The sequence below is a fragment of the Leifsonia sp. L25 genome, assembly GCF_050632895.1.
The window spans coordinates 477,411-493,478 of the sequence record NZ_JBODRZ010000002.1 but is presented as its reverse complement, the minus strand read 5'-3'; the positions used below and the strand labels follow the sequence as shown (position 1 = coordinate 493,478).

15 protein-coding genes, 1 tRNA gene and 1 pseudogene are annotated in these 16,068 nt (G+C 70.5%); 14 read left to right on the top strand and 3 right to left on the bottom strand.

All coding sequences use genetic code 11. The features are described 5' to 3' along the window. Positions 1-147 precede the first annotated feature (147 nt). The 7 genes and pseudogenes from ACRAWC_RS03335 (at position 148) to ACRAWC_RS03305 (ending at position 5,233) form a co-directional block, all read left to right on the top strand. Positions 148-617 (top strand): annotated as a pseudogene (locus ACRAWC_RS03335) (peroxiredoxin). A 32-nt stretch (positions 618-649) separates the two neighbouring features. After that, a tRNA-Val gene (locus ACRAWC_RS03330) sits at positions 650-722 on the top strand. 125 nt (positions 723-847) lie between these two features. After that, complete coding sequence (locus tag ACRAWC_RS03325) at positions 848-2,239, top strand: hypothetical protein (RefSeq protein ID WP_431346470.1); 1,392 nt, start codon at positions 848-850, stop codon at positions 2,237-2,239. 10 nt (positions 2,240-2,249) lie between these two features. Continuing rightward, positions 2,250-3,059, top strand: a complete 810-nt coding sequence (locus tag ACRAWC_RS03320) for a 3-oxo-5-alpha-steroid 4-dehydrogenase (RefSeq protein WP_431346469.1) — start codon at positions 2,250-2,252, stop codon at positions 3,057-3,059. After that, complete coding sequence (locus tag ACRAWC_RS03315; RefSeq protein ID WP_431346468.1) at positions 3,056-4,123, top strand: hypothetical protein; 1,068 nt, start codon at positions 3,056-3,058, stop codon at positions 4,121-4,123. Before ACRAWC_RS03320 ends, ACRAWC_RS03315 begins: the two co-directional genes overlap by 4 nt. Positions 4,124-4,269: 146 nt before the next feature. Next, on the top strand, positions 4,270-4,692 hold the full coding sequence (locus tag ACRAWC_RS03310) for a VOC family protein (RefSeq protein WP_431346467.1): 423 nt from the start codon (positions 4,270-4,272) through the stop codon (positions 4,690-4,692). A 16-nt stretch (positions 4,693-4,708) separates the two neighbouring features. Beyond that, a complete protein-coding gene (locus tag ACRAWC_RS03305; RefSeq protein WP_431346466.1) occupies positions 4,709-5,233 on the top strand; it encodes a universal stress protein in 525 nt (174 codons plus the stop codon). A 32-nt stretch (positions 5,234-5,265) separates the two neighbouring features. Here the strand turns inward: ACRAWC_RS03305 and ACRAWC_RS03300 are convergent, their stop codons facing one another. Continuing rightward, positions 5,266-5,904 carry a M23 family metallopeptidase gene (locus ACRAWC_RS03300; protein ID WP_431346465.1) on the bottom strand — a complete coding sequence of 213 codons (639 nt, stop codon included), beginning with the start codon at positions 5,902-5,904 and terminating at the stop codon, positions 5,266-5,268. Between the two features lie 178 nt (positions 5,905-6,082). On the opposite strand from ACRAWC_RS03300, the gene ACRAWC_RS03295 reads away from it, so the two are divergent. Further along, a complete protein-coding gene (locus ACRAWC_RS03295; RefSeq protein WP_431346464.1) occupies positions 6,083-6,928 on the top strand; it encodes a class II glutamine amidotransferase in 846 nt (281 codons plus the stop codon). Positions 6,929-7,012: 84 nt separating this feature from the next. On the opposite strand, the gene ACRAWC_RS03290 is transcribed toward ACRAWC_RS03295, so the two are convergent. Continuing rightward, positions 7,013-11,722 carry a DUF7507 domain-containing protein gene (locus ACRAWC_RS03290; protein ID WP_431346463.1) on the bottom strand — a complete coding sequence of 1,570 codons (4,710 nt, stop codon included), beginning with the start codon at positions 11,720-11,722 and terminating at the stop codon, positions 7,013-7,015. 177 nt (positions 11,723-11,899) lie between these two features. Here ACRAWC_RS03290 and ACRAWC_RS03285 point away from each other — a divergent pair, with 177 nt between their 5' ends. The 6 genes from ACRAWC_RS03285 to ACRAWC_RS03260 all read left to right on the top strand — a co-directional run bounded on the left by ACRAWC_RS03285 (position 11,900) and on the right by ACRAWC_RS03260 (position 15,122). Continuing rightward, the gene (locus ACRAWC_RS03285) at positions 11,900-12,241 is read left to right on the top strand and encodes an ArsR/SmtB family transcription factor (RefSeq protein WP_431346462.1); all 342 of its coding nucleotides are present in this window, start codon (positions 11,900-11,902) and stop codon (positions 12,239-12,241) included. Positions 12,242-12,244: 3 nt separating this feature from the next. Next, on the top strand, positions 12,245-12,739 hold the full coding sequence (locus tag ACRAWC_RS03280) for an SRPBCC family protein (RefSeq protein ID WP_431346461.1): 495 nt from the start codon (positions 12,245-12,247) through the stop codon (positions 12,737-12,739). A 19-nt stretch (positions 12,740-12,758) separates the two neighbouring features. After that, on the top strand, positions 12,759-13,379 hold the full coding sequence (locus ACRAWC_RS03275) for a dihydrofolate reductase family protein (protein WP_431346460.1): 621 nt from the start codon (positions 12,759-12,761) through the stop codon (positions 13,377-13,379). Between the two features lie 185 nt (positions 13,380-13,564). Then, complete coding sequence (locus ACRAWC_RS03270; RefSeq protein WP_431346581.1) at positions 13,565-14,182, top strand: hypothetical protein; 618 nt, start codon at positions 13,565-13,567, stop codon at positions 14,180-14,182. 16 nt (positions 14,183-14,198) lie between these two features. Continuing rightward, complete coding sequence (locus tag ACRAWC_RS03265; protein WP_431346577.1) at positions 14,199-14,252, top strand: hypothetical protein; 54 nt, start codon at positions 14,199-14,201, stop codon at positions 14,250-14,252. A gap of 252 nt (positions 14,253-14,504) precedes the next feature. Further along, the gene (locus ACRAWC_RS03260) at positions 14,505-15,122 is read left to right on the top strand and encodes a hypothetical protein (RefSeq protein ID WP_431346459.1); all 618 of its coding nucleotides are present in this window, start codon (positions 14,505-14,507) and stop codon (positions 15,120-15,122) included. Between the two features lie 342 nt (positions 15,123-15,464). On the opposite strand, the gene ACRAWC_RS03255 is transcribed toward ACRAWC_RS03260, so the two are convergent. Further along, the gene (locus tag ACRAWC_RS03255; protein WP_431346458.1) at positions 15,465-15,854 is read right to left on the bottom strand and encodes a DUF1003 domain-containing protein; all 390 of its coding nucleotides are present in this window, start codon (positions 15,852-15,854) and stop codon (positions 15,465-15,467) included. Positions 15,855-16,068 lie beyond the last annotated feature (214 nt).

The window sequence follows — 16,068 nt, the reverse complement described above, 5'->3', positions numbered from 1 at the left end:
CCGCGGGCACCATCGTTCAGCCTAGCCGCAACTCAGGGCCACCGGTGACCGGTCGCGGGTTGGCGCATCCTGCCACCGGGTCTATGCTGTGTCCTCGTGCGCCGACCGGGTGGAATCGTCCCCGGGGCGCGTGAAAGGACACGTCACATGGCTCTGGAGAACGACACCCAGGCTCCCGACTTCGAACTGCTCGACCAGCACGGCCGCTCGGTCCGGCTGAGCGATTTCCGCGGCTCGAAGGCTGTCGCGCTCGTCTTCTTCCCGCTGGCGTTCTCCGGCACCTGCACGGGTGAGCTGTGCGCGCTGCGCGACAACCTGGCGATGTTCCAGGACCACCGCGTCGAGCTGCTGGCGATCTCCGTGGACTCCAAGTACACGCTGCGCGCCTGGGCCGAGCAGGAGAGCTACGACTTCAGCCTGCTGGCCGACTTCTGGCCGCACGGCGAGACCGCGAAGGAGTACGGCGTGTTCCTGCCGGAGAAGGGCTTCGCCAACCGCGCGACGTTCCTGATCGACGAGGCCGGGATCATCCGCGCGTCGTTCATCACGGCGCCGGGGAGGCCCGCTCGATCGAGGCGTACAAGGCGGCGCTGGAGCTGCTGCCGGCGCACGTGTGACCCTTCCGCCCCGCTAGGCTGGGACGCGTCCAGGGCCTTTAGCTCAGCTGGTAGAGCGCCACGTTTACACCGTGGATGTCGTCGGTTCGATCCCGGCAGGGCCCACTTCCTCCGCACGCACGTCGTAGGTCCGATGGGCTGCGTCGTGCCACGGCACCCTCGCCGCCGGCGGCCCGCGACCCTAAGGTGTGTCCAGGAGCCGCGCGCGCGGCCGTGGAGGGGAGCGCCTCATGGACGCCGATGGCCGGTATCCGCAGGGTTTCGAGGTCTATTCGAGTGATGACTCCATCGAGGAGAGCCCCGAAACGGAAGGCACGAACGCCTCGCGGTTCGCGATTGCGGGGGCGCTCGGCGCGACCACGCTCCGCGGTGCGTCTCTCGACGTGATCGAACCGGACATGCTGAGCATGTTCGGCTTCCGGGATGACGTCGCGGAGCGCCTCGATCGCGCAGGACGCACGGTCGAGAACGTCCTTTACGGGGAGGGCGAGCTCCTCCAGGGGACGGCGCGTTCGGGATGGAACCCTCGAGCCACTCGTCGCGAGGCCTGGCAGCGGCTGAACGACGGCAGCGCAAGCTATCGGCTCACGCTGCTGGCGGCCGGGCTGTGCAGTGCGCTCGAGCGCGAGAGCGTCGCCGCCGCGGTCGCCGTGCTCAACGCGCTCCCGACGCCCCTCGTGTTGGACCTCCTGGGGATCGACGCGGACGATCTTCTCTATCCGTCCGTCCTGGCCGTGCCCGATCCTCTGGCTGATCGTCCCCTCTGGCGGGGCGATCAATGGGCCGCGGCCTCCGCGGAGCAACTGAGCGCTTCGGCCGAGAGCGAGAGTGCGAGAAGCTTCGTCCGCCGGCTTCTGCTCCTCGCGCTCGAGCGGATCCGCACGGCGCTCCGGTCGTCGGACGAGGTGGTGCGCGAGCTGGCGGCTGTGACGTGGCTTCGAGCGATCGCCTTGGACGACCGATCCGACCAAGCGGACGACGGTACCGAGACGGAAGACGGTACCGGGACGGAAGCGGATGACGAGCGCACAGGAGGCGGTCAGCGGACCGCAGGCGACTCTCCCGAAGCGGAACCGCCGGCGGCCGAAAGGCTCAGCACACTCATCCACGGGACGTGGGCGTGGCAGGCGGACTGGTGGTACCCGGGCGGTGACTTCCACTCCCACGTTCTCGGCGGCCTGCGCCCTTCCTTGTATCGGGCAGGCATGCCCTTTTCCTGGTCGGGCGACCTCAGCGCACACCATCGGGTGATCGCCGGAAAGCGGCTCCAGGAGTGGCTCGCGTCCGCGACCGGCAGCAGCGGAGTCGGCACCATCTTCGCGCACAGCTACGGCGGCGAGGTGGCTGCGCGAGCCGCTAACAACGGCTGCCCGATCCCGCAGCTCGTCCTGCTGAGCGCCCCGATCCAGCGGCACCACATTCGTGCGCTGCCGCTCATCCCGGACGTGGTGGACATCCGACTCCGGTTCGATCTGGTCCTGACCGGAGCGCTGGCGAAGCAGCGCCTCCGCCATCCGAACGTGCGGAGTCGAATCATCTCGAAGGCCTTCTGGCAGCACGGTGTGACACACGATCCGTCGTTGTGGTTCGGCGAGGGTCTCGACGCGTTCGTCGGGAGCTAGACTCCCACGCATGCCGCCCGGCCCGTATCGCTGGCTCGTCGTCGCCGAGCTCGTCCTGGCGGCCGTGACCTTCGTCGCCCTGCTCTTCGTCGTCGCGCCCTACGGCGGACGCCACGGTCGCCCCGGCTGGGGGCCCGCCGTCCCCGCCCGCGTCGGCTGGATCGTGATGGAGGCTCCCGCGAGCCTCGCCTTCCTGGGCTTCTACCTGCTCGGCGCCCACCGGGCCGACCTCGTGCCGCTGCTCTTCCTGCTGCTCTGGCAGGCGCACTACGTCCAGCGCGCCTTCGTCTACCCGCTGCTCATGCGCTCCGGCTCACGCATGCCGGTGCTCGTGATGCTGCTGGCCGTTCTCTTCAACCTGCTCAACGCGTGGGTCAACGCGCGCTGGATCTCCGAGTACGGCGACTACCCGGCGTCGTGGCTGCGCGATCCGCGGTTCTGGATCGGCGTCGTCTTGTTCGCCGCCGGGTACGCGCTCAACATCGGGTCCGACCGGATCCTGCGGCGGCTGCGCCGGACGGAAGACGGCTACCGCATCCCGCACGGCGGCGGGTTCCGCTTCGTCTCGAGCCCGAACTATCTCGGCGAGATCGTGGAGTGGACAGGCTGGGCGATCGCCACCTGGTCTCTCGCGGGGCTCGCGTTCGCCCTTTACACCGTCGCCAACCTCGCGCCTCGGGCGATGGCGAACCACCGCTGGTACCGCGAGACGTTTCCGGATTACCCGACCACCCGTCGTGCGCTGCTGCCGTTCGTGCTGTGCACCCGCGCTGTCGGGGGCCCGCCGTACCGTTGCGGTGTGAAAGGGAGGGTGATGTGACCGAGAACGTCGCGCAATGGTGGGCGCGCCGGCAGTGGTCCAAAGGCCTCCCGGTGCCGTACGCCGTCGGCACCTACCGCGCCGACTGGCAGCGCTACCCGACCGTGGTGCGCCAGTTCCACCCCGAGCTCAACGCCGGGATCGTGCTCAGCCAGATCCCGCCCGCCGCAGATGTCTACGTGCAGTGGGAGTGCGACGCGGGCCACCGCTTCATCGCCACGCCGGAGGAGCAGCGTTCCCGTCCGGGCGGAACCCGGCGACGCTCGGCCTGGTGCCCGTGGTGCAGCGAGGAGGCCGTCCCGCGCCGCGTCCGCACCGTCGAACCGGACGCGGGGCTGCACGTCTGCGGCCATGCGCGCGACCTGCGCCGCATCGAGAACGACCCGGACGACGACCGCTGCTACCTCTGCAGGAGACTCGACCGCACCACCATGACGCGGGAGGAGCTGATCGCGCTGGCTGCGCCCGGCTCGCGCGCCGCCCTTTCGCACGAGAACGGCACCGCCACGCGCTACTCGTGGCAGTGCCGGAACGGGCATCCCACCTACTCCGCCACCGTCGAGCGCATCCTCGGCGGCCGCCGCTGCCCGGTCTGCCGGAACGCCCGCCGCGGCGCCGACCGGGTGCCGGTCGGGGAGGCCTTCCTCAGCGAGCTGGCCCCGCGCCCGGCGTCCGCGGCCGAGCCGGAGCTCAAGCGGCGTCTGGCCGCCCGGCTCGCGGTCGACCTGAGCCTCAACGCCGTGCGGGTCGCCCGGCCGTTCTACCACCAGCTCGAAGTGTGGCCGGACATCGTCGTCCCCGAACTGCGCGTCGCCATCGAGTACGACACCATCGGCCGGCACGGGCTGGAGCACGTCGGCCCGCGGGAGGCCTCCGACCGCCGAAAGGACCGGCTGCTGCGCGCCGCCGGTTGGGAGGTCGTCCGGGTGCGCTGCGCGCCGCTCGCGCCGATCGGGCCCTACGACGTCGTCGCTTCCGGGGTCACGGACGCGGTGGTCGAGCGGGTCCTGGCCGCTCTCGGCGTGATCCGCGGCGAGCTGATCGTCGCCGCCTACCTCGCCTGACGCAGCGTACGAGCCGCCCGCTGCGCACGAGCCGCCCCGCCCGCTGCGTATGAGCCGCACACGCTGCGACCTTCCCGCGCGCGCAGCCCACTCACTAACCTGAACAGTGCGCGCGCACCGTGCGCGCGCACGAAGGAGACTCCACGATGCCGTCGATCCTGAACCCCTACCTCAACTTCCGCACGCAGGCCCGCGAAGCGATGGACTTCTACCAGTCGGTCTTCGGCGGCACGCTCCAGCAGAGCACCTTCGCCGAGTTCGGGATGAGCCAGGACCCGGACGACGCGAACCTGATCATGCACTCGCAGCTCACCACCGACGCCGGTTTCACCCTCATGGCGGCCGACGTCCCCGCCCACATGGAGCTCAGGGAGGGCTCGCAGATCTCGGTGTCGCTCAGCGGCGACGACGAGGCCCAGCTCTCCGGCTACTACGACAAGCTGACCGCTGGCGGCACGGTCGTCGAGCCGCTCTCGAAGGCGCCCTGGGGCGACAGCTTCGGGATGCTGGTCGACCGGTTCGGCGTGCAGTGGCTGGTGAACATCGCGGGCTCAGCGCCCACGGCCTGAGGCTGCGGCGGGTCCGATGACCGAACAGCCGGGGAACGGCCCCGTGATCGTCGGCGTGCATCCACGCCAGGCCGCCGCCGTGACACGGGAGGCCGCCCGCCTCGCGGTCGCTCTCGACCGCGACCTGGTCTGCGCCTACGTGACGGAGGACAGCTACCTCACCGAATGGGACCGCGCGGAGGTGCGCGACGAGGCGTCACTCCACCCCGGCGACGTGGCGGCCGACGACGAGCGGGTCGCGCTCGAGCTGGCGGCCGCGATCGGCGCTGTACTCGACGGGGACGAGCGGGCGGGAGCGGTGACCCCCGACTGGAGGCTGCGCATCCTCGCGGGCGACGCCGCCAAGGCGCTCGGCCGGCTCGCCGGAGAGCTGGACGCGCGGCTCATCGTGGTCGGCACACGCGGGCGGGGCGTGGAGCACGCGCTGGAGGAATGGCTCGGCGGGTCCGTCGCCGCTCACCTCGCACACGAGGGGTCCCGGGCGGTGCTCATCGTCCCCGTTCATGCCGAGGGCGGGGACGTGCTCGCACCGCCCGGCTGAGCCCGCCCGCGCGGGCGACCACGCACCGGCGGTCATGCGGCCAGCGCGTTCAGCCAGGGCAGCGGGTCGATCGGGGCCCCGCCGCCCGGCCGGACCTCGAAGTGGAGGTGCGCTCCCGTCGAGACCCCGGTGTCACCGACGGCCCCGATCGCCTCGCCCGCGACGACACGCTGACCCGCGCGCACACCCACCGAACCCTCCGTGAGGTGGCAGTAGACGGTCGTGACCGCCTGCCCCCGCACGGTGTGGTCGATGGCGAGGTGGACACCGCAGCCGCCGCGGTCCACCGCGATCACGCGGCTCACGACACCGGACGCGACAGCGTGGACCGGGACGCCGGTGCGCGCGGCGAAGTCGATGCCGGGGTGCTCGGTGGACGCCCCCTCGGCCGGGGCATCGCGGTGACCGAACCCGTCGGAGATGACGGCACCGCCCTGAACGGGCCAGACGAGCGCGGGCGCGACGTGCACGGCCGGCGCCTCGCGGGCGACCCCGAAGGAGTCTGAGCCGGAGACCGCCGGCACCGCCAGGTTCTGCGCGGGCGCGAGGTCGTCCGCCCGGGTGCCGGCCGTCGCCGGAGCCGCGCTCACCATGAGGGACGATGTGGCTGCGAGGCCGACGGTGAGCCCGGCGGCGATCAGGGTATGGGACAGGGGGCGGAACGGGGACACGGGGCACCTCATTCGGTCGGGGCGGGAGTGCGGGCACGGGTCGGGTATTCCGTACCTCCAGTGTGACATATCGCTATGAGTGACGGCTGTGAGTCGGCTCATCGCCCATTCCCGGGGGAGGGCCGGCGGCGCTATGGTGCTCGCGGGTCGAGCCGGTCGGCCCGGGAGGGAAGACGTCATGTGCCGTTGGCTCGCGTACTCGGGGGAGGCGCTCAAACCCGCCTCACTCATCCTGGACGCGCAACACTCGCTGGTCGCGCAATCGCTGAACTCGCCGCTCGGCGCGGAGACCGTGAACGGGGACGGTTTCGGCTTCGGCTGGTATCCCGAAGGCTCCGTCGCGGGGAGCAAGCCCGCGCTGTTCCACTCCACGGAGCCCGCCTGGAACGACGAGAACCTGCGCGAACTCACCAATTCGATCGCCAGCCCGCTGTTCTTCGGGCACGTGCGCGCGGCGGCCGGGCCGCCCATCCAGCAGACGAACTGCCACCCCTTCCGCTACGAGAACTGGCTGTTCATGCACAACGGGTTCCTCGGCGGGTTCGCGGAGATGAAGCGGGATCTGACGTTCTCGGTCGACCCGTCGCTGTACCCGCTCATCCACGGCACCACGGACTCCGAGGTCATGTTCTACCTGGCCCTGACCCTCGGCCTGCAGGACGACCCGATCGGGGCGATGACGAAGACGGTCCAGCGGATCGAGGAGGTGGGTGAGGCGAAGGGCGTCCGCTTCCCGATGCAGGGGACGATCGCTATCTCCGACGGCGCGACACTGTGGGCGTTCCGCCACTCCACCTCGGGGCGCAGCCGGAGCCTGTATCACTCCGTCGCCATCCCTGAGCTGCGCGAGATGTATCCGGACGCCGCCCGCCTCGAGATCTTCGGCGACAAGGCGAAAGTCGTGGTGTCCGAGCCGCTCAACGACCTCCCCGGCGCGTTCCTGGAGGTGGGGGAGTCCACCGTCGCGATCCTGACGGACGAGGGCTACCACCACGAGCCGTTCATGGCACGCGCCGACGCCTGACCTACCGGCGCCTGACCTAGCGGCGCCTGAGCACCGCCGAAGGCGGGGACGACCTCCGTCGTCCCCGCCTTCGGCGCCTCCCGATCAGGCCCGGCGTCGCCGCAGGATGCGGAATCCGATCGCGCCCCCGCCGAGAGCGATGAGGATCGCGCCCACCCAGACGAGCGTGCCCACGTCCAGACCGGTCGAGGCGAGGCCGCCGAGCGCGGCCCGGGCCGTCGACGGCGGCGAGGAGACCCGTCCGGAGCCGGCGACGCCGTCCGCGACCGCCGTGTTGGTCAGGGTTCCCGCCCGCCGATCCGCCTCGGTGAGCGTGTACGTCGCCGTGCAGACGATCGTCGAGCCGGGGGCGAGCGAGGCCGCCCCGTCCGGGCAGTCGATGCCCGGGAAGCCGCCGGTGCCGGTGAAGTCGCCCTCCGCGATGGAGACGCCGGTGACCGTCACGTTCCCGGTGTTCGTCACCGTGAAGCGGTAATCGATCGTCGTGGCGTTCACAGTCGCGCTCTTCACCAGCTCGAGCGCGGGCGCGCTGTCGTGCGGCAGCGTGACCGTGGACGGCTCGCTCACGACCGGCTCGCCGCCGGCGGGCGGGACACCGCTCGCCGTCGCCGTGTTGGTGATGCCGCCGGCGTCGGCGTCCGCCTGCGTGACGGTGTACGTCGCCGTGCAGGTCAGCTCCGCGTCCGGAGCGAGGGAGGTCGGCGCACCCGAGCAGTCCGGCACCGGCGCGGGACCGGTGCCCGTGAAGCCCGAGTCGGCCACGCGGATGTCGGTCAGGGTCACGTTGCCGGTGTTGGTCACGACGAAGCCGTACGTGATCACCGCCCCGGTCACGAACGACGCGGCGTCGGACGGCGTGCCCGATTTGACGATCGTCAGCGCCGGCTGGGCCGGTGCGCCGAACGTGCTCCCGGCCGGCCCGAAGCTCATCGGCACGCCCGGGGCCGACGGGATCGTGCCCTGCGCGGTCGCCGTATTGTCGACGGTCCCCGCGTCCACGTCCGCCTGCGTGGCGATGTAGGTCGCCGTGCAGGTCACGGTGTCGCCGGGGGCGAGGACGATCGGCGCCGCCGGGCACTGCACGTCCGGCGCGGCGCCGGTTCCGGTGAAGGTCCCTTCGATCACGTCGACCTCGGACATGGTCACGTTGCCGGTGTTCGTCACCACGAAGCTGTAGGTCACGGTCTGCCCCGCCCGTGTGATGGTGGCCGGGTCGGCCGTCTTGGTGATGGTCAGGTCCGGTGAGGCGGTGGCGCTGAAAGTCGTGGACGATGGCGGGGAGTCCACCGCCGCGCCACCGCCGATCGGCGTCCCGCTCGCGGTCGCCGTGTTGGTCACGGTGCCGGTGTCGACGTCGGCCTGGGTCGGCGTGTACGACGCCGTGCAGGTGACGGTCGCGCCCGGGGCGAGCGCCGCCGCACCGGCCGGGCAGCTCGGCGCCGGTGTGGCGCCGCTGCCGGTGAAGTCGCCCTCAGCCACTGCGACGTCCGTCAGCGTCACGTTGCCGGTGTTGGTCACCAGGTAGGAGTACGTGACCGGCTGTCCTGCCGTGGTGATCGCGGTCGGGTCGACCGTCTTCTCCGTCGTCAGCGCCGGCGCCGGGTCGGCCGTGATGTCGACCTCCGACGGGGGAGCGGTGATCGTGGCCCCGCCCGGCGTCTGGAGCGTCGCCACGGCGCTGTTGGTGATCCCGCCCTTGTCGATGTCGGCCTGCGTCGTGACGTAGTCGGCCGTGCAGGTCACGGCCTCGCCGGGCGCCAGGGAGGTGACCCCGGCCGGGCACACCGGATCCAGCACGGCGAACCCGCTGAAGCGGGCCTCCACGACCTGAGGGCTCTGCAGCGTCACGTTGCCGGTGTTGGTGACCACGAACTCGTAGGTGACCGTCTGGCCTGCGGCCGTCACACTCCGGATGGACGCGGTCTTCTGCAGCGTGACGCCCGGGTCCGGCGCGATCGGCACGACCGTCTGCGCGTCGTCCGACGTGACGGCGGCGCCGCTACCCGTCGTGCCCGTCGCAGTGGCGGTGTTGTCGATGCCGCCGGCGTTCGCGTCCGCCAGCGTGACGGTGTAGGTCGCCGTACACGTCACGGTCGCACCGGGCGCGAGGGACGCCGCGCCCGCCGGGCAGCTCGCCGACGGCGCCGGGCCGGAGCCGGAGAACGCGCCCTCGGCGATCCCGATGCCGTTCACCGTCGTGTCGCCGGTGTTGGTCACCGCGAACGAGTAGGTGATCGTGTCACCCGCGGCCGTCGCGTGCAGAGGGCTCGCGGTCTTCACCAGAGTGAGCGCCGGGTTCTCGGCGACCGCGACGGTCGCCGTGGACGGCGCGCTCGTCACCGGACCGCCCGCCGAGGCCGGCGGGGTGCCGGTCGCGGTGGCGGTGTTGACGAGCTGGGACTGGTCGGCATCCGTCTGGGTCAGCGTGTAGGCGGCGGTGCAGACCACCCGGGCACCGGGGAGCATCGTGGCTGCCTCCGCGGGGCAGGTGACGACGGGGGTGCCGCCGCTGCCCGAGAAGGCTGTCTCGTCGACGGTCACGTCCTTCAAGGTCACGTTCCCGCTGTTGGTGACGGCGAACCGGTAGCTCACGGCATCGCCCGCAGCCGCGACCGTCGTGGGCGTCGCGGTCTTCTCGACGGTGATGGCCGGCGCCGGATTGCCCGGAGCGCTGATCGTGTCCGGCGCCGAACTCACGGCCGGTCCGGTCGGCGGGGTGCCGTGCGCGGTCGCCGTGTTCGTCACGTCGCCCTGGTCGATGTCGGCCTGCGTCAGCGTGTAGGTCGCCGTGCAGGTCACCTGGCCGCCCGGCGGGATCGGCGCGGCGGCCGGACACGCCGGGTTCACCGCGCCTCCCGTGCCGGTGAAGCCCTGCTCGTCGATGCCGACATCCGTCAGCGTCACGTTGCCGGTGTTGGTGGCGACGAAGGAGTAGGTGAGCTCCTGACCGACGACGAACGACGCGGCGTCGTCGGGCGACGCCGACTTCTCGAGCGTGATCGCGGGCGTGGCGGCCGAGGTGACCGTCGCCGACGAGCCGGGGGAGTCGACGGTGCCGCTCTCCGGGTCGGTCGCCGTCGCGTGCGCGGTGTTCGTCACCGAGCCGGCGTCCACGTCCGCCTGGGTCACGGTGTAGGCGGCAGTGCAGACCGTCGACGTGCCGGGGGCGAGCGCCGTCACCGGGCAGACCGGCGCCGGGCCGGTCCCGCTGCCGGAGAAGGAGCTCTCCACGATCGCGAGGGCGTGGACATCCACGTTGCCCGTGTTGGTCACGCTGTAGTCGTAGGTCACCGTTGTTCCGGCGACCGCCGCCGTCGTCGGGGCGACGGTCTTGCTGAGCGTCAGCGCGGCGTTCGCCGCCTCCAGCGTCGTGGTGGTCGCGGAGGTGTTGGAGCGGATGACGGTCGGACCCCCGAGCACGTCGCCCTGAGCAGTCGCGGTGTTCGTGAAGGCGCCGGAGGCGACGTCCGCGGCCGTGACGGTGTAGAGCGTGTCCGCGGTGCAGCGCGTCGTGTCGCCAGGGGCGAGCGTGGTCGCCGGACACGTCACCGCTCCCACTGCGGGGTCGTCGACCACGAGGTTCTCGACGGTCACCTGGCCGGTGTTCGTCACGGTGAAGGAGTAGGGGATGGTGTCGCCGGCGTCGCGGACGCCGTTGCCGTTGACGTCGTTCACCGGTCCCGCCTCCTTCTGGAGCAGGAGGTTGCCGGAGAGCGCCGTGTTGGTGATGGTGCAGTCGACCAGGTCTCCGATCGCGAGCGCGACGTCGGCGGAGGGACCGGCGGCGCCCGACGGGAGGGAGGGATCGGTCGCCCCGTTCCTTGTGCACGACCAGGACTGCGCATACGCGCCGATGGGCGTCGTGCCGGTCGCGGTCTCCGCGAGCGTGAACGGGGACGTGGCGGCCGCGCCGATGGTCTCGACCTCGCCGGTGGTGGCGGTGGTCGCGGTCCCGGTGTTCGCGCCGGCGAGCTGGATGCCGCCCGGGGCGGTGACGCTGAGCCCGAACGAGTCGGACGGGCTCACCCGGCTGGCCACGTTCTTGGACAGGACGACCTTCGACAGCAGGATTCCGAACGCGACGCCCTGGCGCCGGTTCGTGTTCAGGTCGATCGACGCGGCGACCGGAGCGTCGGCCGCGACCATCGCCGTACCGTTCCTGGTGACGCTCTGGCTGCTGGAGCACGTCACCGAGTTGGTGCCGACCCCCGTGAACCCGGCCTCGCACGCGTTCCCCAGCGGCGCGATCTGCCGGAGCGACTGATCGGCCGTGAACCGCAGCGACTCGCCCTGATCGGTGGACTCGGCGTCCGCCATGACGATCGAGAACGCTTGGACGGGGTTGCCGTCGGCATCTTTGACCGTGACGCCGGTCATGGTCACGGACGAGTTCCCGCCCGTCGTGCCCGCCTGGTACAGCGCGGGCAGGCCCGCCACACCCCGGTACCCGCCGTTGTTGCGGCCGAGGTAGGCGCTCGCATACGTCGGGAACGCCGCGGGCACCACCGCGCGCCCGATCGCGGTCACCGTGTATTCGAGCGTGTAGCCGCCGGGCAGCGCGACCTTCATCGGCTGGCCGCCGGGGGTGGAGGCCGCCGCCTGGTCGTATCCGCTCTGATCCAGCCAGCAGAGTGTGCGCGCGTACGTCCCCGTCCCGGCATCCGCGTACGAGCACTGCTGGTCGGTGGGCGCCGCCGCCGCGACCTGGGTGCCGACGATCACCCCTGCCACCGCCAGCAGCGCGCTCACGAGCGCCGCCACCACCTTCGAACGTCTGCGAGTGAAGAACGTCATCGATACCCTCCGCGGCCCTGAAATGTCCGTCGAAAGTACCGGCCCCGCTCGTCGCGCCGGGCGCTCCACCCCGGGGGTTCCGCGGCGAGCGAGGCGTCCTTCCGTCCAGCGGAAGGCGAGTTTAACGACGGTCTTCACCCTGTGTTCATGCACCCATATCGGTATATGATCGGACGCATGGCACGGGCAGCGACGACCTCGGACGTCTTCAACGCCGTCGCGGAACCGCGCCGCCGCGACATCCTGGTGCTGCTGCGGTCCGGCGAGCGGCCGGTGAACGAGGTGGCCGCGGCGCTCGGGATTCCGCAGCCCGGCGCGTCCAAGCACCTGCGGGTGCTCAAGGAAGTCGGGCTCGTACAGGACCGCCGAGCAGGCAAGCAGCGGGTCTACGGCCTCGACGCCGGCGGCCTGCGGACGATCCACGAGTGGACGGGCGGCTTCGAGCAGTTCTGGAACGAGAGCTTCGACCGCCTCGATGCGTACGTGCAGGAGCTCACAGCGCAGAGGGCAGGGGAGTAGCCGGTGCAGGAACCAGAGACAGCGGAGTCGCCGGCAGCCGATCGCGAGATCGTCGTCTCGCGCCTGATCGACGCTCCGCCCGAGCTGGTGTTCGAGGCGTTCACGGAGGTCAGGCACCTCTCGCGGTGGTGGGGTCCGGCGGGGTTCAGCACGACCACCCGGTCCTTCGACTTCCGGGTGGGCGGGGTGTGGGCCTTCACGATGCGCGGCCCGGACGGCACGGCCTATCCCGAGTGGATCACCTGGACGGCCATCGTCCCGCCCGAGCGCATCGAGCTGCTCCACGGCGAGCACCGCGACGATCCGGACACGTTCGCTTCGGTGCTGACCTTCACCCCGGTAGGCGCCGCGACGCGCATCGAGCTGCGAACGGTGTTCCCGACCGTGGAACTGCGCGACCAGGCGCTCGAACGCTCCCACGCCGCCGAGGGCGGCAGGCAGACGCTGGCCAAGCTGGCCGGCTACGTCGAGACGACGATGAGGAATGACCCACGATGAGGAATGAGAAGAGGAACTGATGGCTGGGAAGGTGTTCTTCAGCGTCTCGATGTCGCTGGACGGGTTCATGGCGCCGGACTCCCCGGAGGAGTTGATGGGCACGCAGTGGATGGAGCTGCAGCACTGGGTCTTCCCGACCCGGTTCTTCCGCGGGAACCTCGCTCTCGGCCCGGGCGGCGAGGAGGGCCTGGACGACGACATCGCCCGCCGCACCTTCGAGCGCACCGGCGCCAGCGTGATGGGAAAGCGGATGTTCGAGGCCGGCGAGCACGCCTGGCCGGAGGACGCGCCGTTCCACACGGACGTGTTCGTCGTCACGCACGAGCGCCGCGACCCGTGGGTGCGCCTCGGCGGGACCACCTTCCACTTTGTGGACGACCTGTGGGTCGCGCTCGACCGGGCGCGCGAGGTCGCGGGGGAGCGCGACGTCCGGATCGCCGGGGGCGGCGCCACGATCGTGGAGTACCTGAACGCGGGCCTGGTCGACGAATTCTCGATCGCCCTCTCGCCTGTGCTGTTCGGGAAGGGCATCCGTCTGTTCGACTCCGTGGACGACTCCCGCATCAAGCTGGAGCAGACCGGCTCGGAGGCGTCGCCGCGCGCGACGCACCTCACCTACTCGGTGCACGAACGCTCATGACAGGCCGCCCACCGCGCCCCGTCGACGCGTCCAGGTGAGCGCGCCGCCGACGTCGCGGGTCAGGGGATGGGCGACCCGGTGAAACTTCGCTCCCGTTGACGCTGCAGGCGGCCCCACTGCGGGGAGAGCATCCGGGCCGCCGCTAGCGTGGCCATCGCCGTGCCCTCTCTAGAGAAAGGAACGACATGGCCAACGACGCTTTCGCCGGACCCGTGGACTATCTGGTGTTCGCCTTCCCCGAGGACGCCTCCGTCAGCGCGGGCCTCGCCGCGGTGCTGCACCGGGTCGACGAGGGGATCATCGAGGTGCTCGACCTCGAACTGATCCGTGTCGACGACACCGGGGCGCCGGTCCGTCGGCCGCTCGACCAGTTCCCGGTATCTGGCGGCTCCGACGGCTTCGACGGCGCGTATTCGGGCATCCTCGACGCGAAGGACGTCCAGCGGGTCGCCGACGCGCTGGAGCCCGGCGCCTTCGCCATCGCGCTCGTCTACGAGGACCGCTCCCTGGCTCCCGCGGCCGACGCGTGGATCACAGCGGGCGGCGCGGAGCTGTTCGCCGGGGAGTCGACATCATCGACCTCGCCGACGCCCTCGAAGTGGAAGGAACCGACCGATGAGCCTTCTGCGCACCGCCGCGCGCGCCTCCGTCGCGACACGCGTCATCGGAAGCACCCACCGACGCCAGCAGCAGCGCTGGGCGGCTCAGGACGCCGCGGCCGGGCAGCGCCGGCCCGGTGGCGACGAGACGCCGGCCGGGGTCCCTGCGCCCACGCCGCTCGATCAGCTCGCACAGCTCGGTGAGCTGCGAGCCGCCGGGGTGCTCACCGAGGCCGAGTTCGAGGCGCAGAAGGCCCGCCTCCTGAGCGCGTAGCCGATTCCGGTTGGGGAGCGCCCCACGTGATAGCGCGACGATCCTGCGCTCACTGGACGATGTGGCCAGGTCGTGTACGAGGTGGGCCCGTGATGTGGGTGGTGAGGGTGCGTATTGACGAGCGGCGTATTCGTTCCAGGCCTACTGGTTTTCCAGCTATTAGTCACCGGGCCGTTCTTGGTGTTAGCGCGCGGTCCAAATACGCACACACAGATAGAGCGCTGCGGTTGAGTGAGCGATAGAGTGCGGGCCATGACACCCGAGGCAGGCTCGATCCCGATTCCGCTGCCGGTGGACACGGGATCCTCGCTGACGGATTGGCTCATGGTCGTCGTGAGCCTGCTCGGCGTTCTAGTGTCTGGCGCGATCGCATATCTCGCGTACCGGGCGAACGTGGCATCGGGGGCAGCGCAGGTTGCAGCCACCGAGGCATTGGCGAAGGCCGCAAACGCCAGTGAAGCTGCCACGAAGTCACAGCTAGCGTTGCTTGAGCGCAGCGCGCATGCGTCAACGGGAGCGACCTGGGGAGATGCTCCGGCCGCAGCGAGCGAAGGAGATGCTGCCACAAAAGCCGTTCATTGGGAGGTCAGACGGATCGGGAAGTTCCCGGGTCTGCTTCGGAGCGACGACGGTTACGAGCTGCGAAACGAAGGTGGCGCCACTGCTCGCGACGTCCGCATCGAGGGTCTAACCGATTTGGATAAGGCTGACGTATCGGTCTCGAAAGTGGAGCCCATTGGTCCCGGCGAATCGGCAGAAGTGCGCGTGCACAGGGGCGTCGCCAGCCCTCCGGCTGCGGTGGTCGTCGTTGAGTGGTGGGAGGACAACCAGTTGCAACGGCAGCGTGAGATCCTTGTCCTTCTTGCCTGAAGCCCTGAGTGAGGCGATGGAACGTGAACAAACGAGTGGTGAGGATGCGTACCCGTTAGCGGGGTATTCAGCGGGGACTGGGTGCCGTATGCGTACACCCGCATGGAGCGCCCGGCGCCCTGAGCGAGGCCGGTACTTTTCGACGGATATTTCAGAGCCGCGGGGGCATCGATGACGTTCTTCACTCGCAGACGTTCGAAGGTGGTGGCGGCGCTCGTGAGCGCGCTGGTGCGGTCAACCGATGAAGGTCGCGTTGCCCAGCGGCTACACGCTCGAATGCACGGTGACCGCGCTGGTAGGCGAGAGCGCGTCTTCGAGCTGACATAATGTGCATTATCAGCGTTACAAGGATGCGTCAGGCGCGCCGGTCGACGGCGTCCCGCTCGCGGGCATCCGAGCGTGGATTTCCTGCGTCAGCGTGTGGATCGTGCGCGTGAGCTCCGTGTTCTCCTCCAGCAGCTTCTGCTGGGCGATGTAGTCGTGGTCCGCCTTCGCTTGCTGGAAGGCCGCCTGGCGGTTCTGCCCGATCATGACGAACGTCGACAGGAAGATCGCCTCGAGAGACACGATGAGGGTCAGGGTCGGCCAGGGGCTCTTCTCGAACACGAGCATCCACACCGCGAAGAGCACGACGTGCAGATAGACGAACATCATCGACCCGGCGAATGCCGTGATCGCGTCGGCGATCCGGAGCTGGACGCTCGAGGCCCGGCGCTCGGCTTCGGCGAGCACTGCGGGATGCAGCCTCTCGTGCGGGGCGTTGGCGAGCAGGCGGCTGGGCCGGAGGAAAGGGTGCCGGTGCTCGGGCGCCGGCGCGGTGGCAGTGGATGTTCCGCCGGAGTTCCGAGGGGTCGGGGCTCCGGATGCTCCGGTGGGGAAAGACGGCTGTGACATCGCTCTGCTCCAGGCTCGCGGCGAGTCCCTCCCGCCGATGAGGTGAGCGTAC

Coding starts and splice junctions, on each gene's coding strand:
- ACRAWC_RS03325 (WP_431346470.1), top strand. CDS start 848: ATGGACGCCGATGGCCGGTATCCGCAGGGTTTCGAGGTCTATTCGAGT.
- ACRAWC_RS03275 (WP_431346460.1), top strand. CDS start 12,759: ATGGCTGGGAAGGTGTTCTTCAGCGTCTCGATGTCGCTGGACGGGTTC.
- ACRAWC_RS03320 (WP_431346469.1), top strand. CDS start 2,250: ATGCCGCCCGGCCCGTATCGCTGGCTCGTCGTCGCCGAGCTCGTCCTG.
- ACRAWC_RS03260 (WP_431346459.1), top strand. CDS start 14,505: ATGACACCCGAGGCAGGCTCGATCCCGATTCCGCTGCCGGTGGACACG.
- ACRAWC_RS03305 (WP_431346466.1), top strand. CDS start 4,709: ATGACCGAACAGCCGGGGAACGGCCCCGTGATCGTCGGCGTGCATCCA.
- ACRAWC_RS03290 (WP_431346463.1), bottom strand. CDS start 11,722: ATGACGTTCTTCACTCGCAGACGTTCGAAGGTGGTGGCGGCGCTCGTG.
- ACRAWC_RS03270 (WP_431346581.1), top strand. CDS start 13,565: ATGGCCAACGACGCTTTCGCCGGACCCGTGGACTATCTGGTGTTCGCC.
- ACRAWC_RS03285 (WP_431346462.1), top strand. CDS start 11,900: ATGGCACGGGCAGCGACGACCTCGGACGTCTTCAACGCCGTCGCGGAA.
- ACRAWC_RS03310 (WP_431346467.1), top strand. CDS start 4,270: ATGCCGTCGATCCTGAACCCCTACCTCAACTTCCGCACGCAGGCCCGC.
- ACRAWC_RS03295 (WP_431346464.1), top strand. CDS start 6,083: ATGTGCCGTTGGCTCGCGTACTCGGGGGAGGCGCTCAAACCCGCCTCA.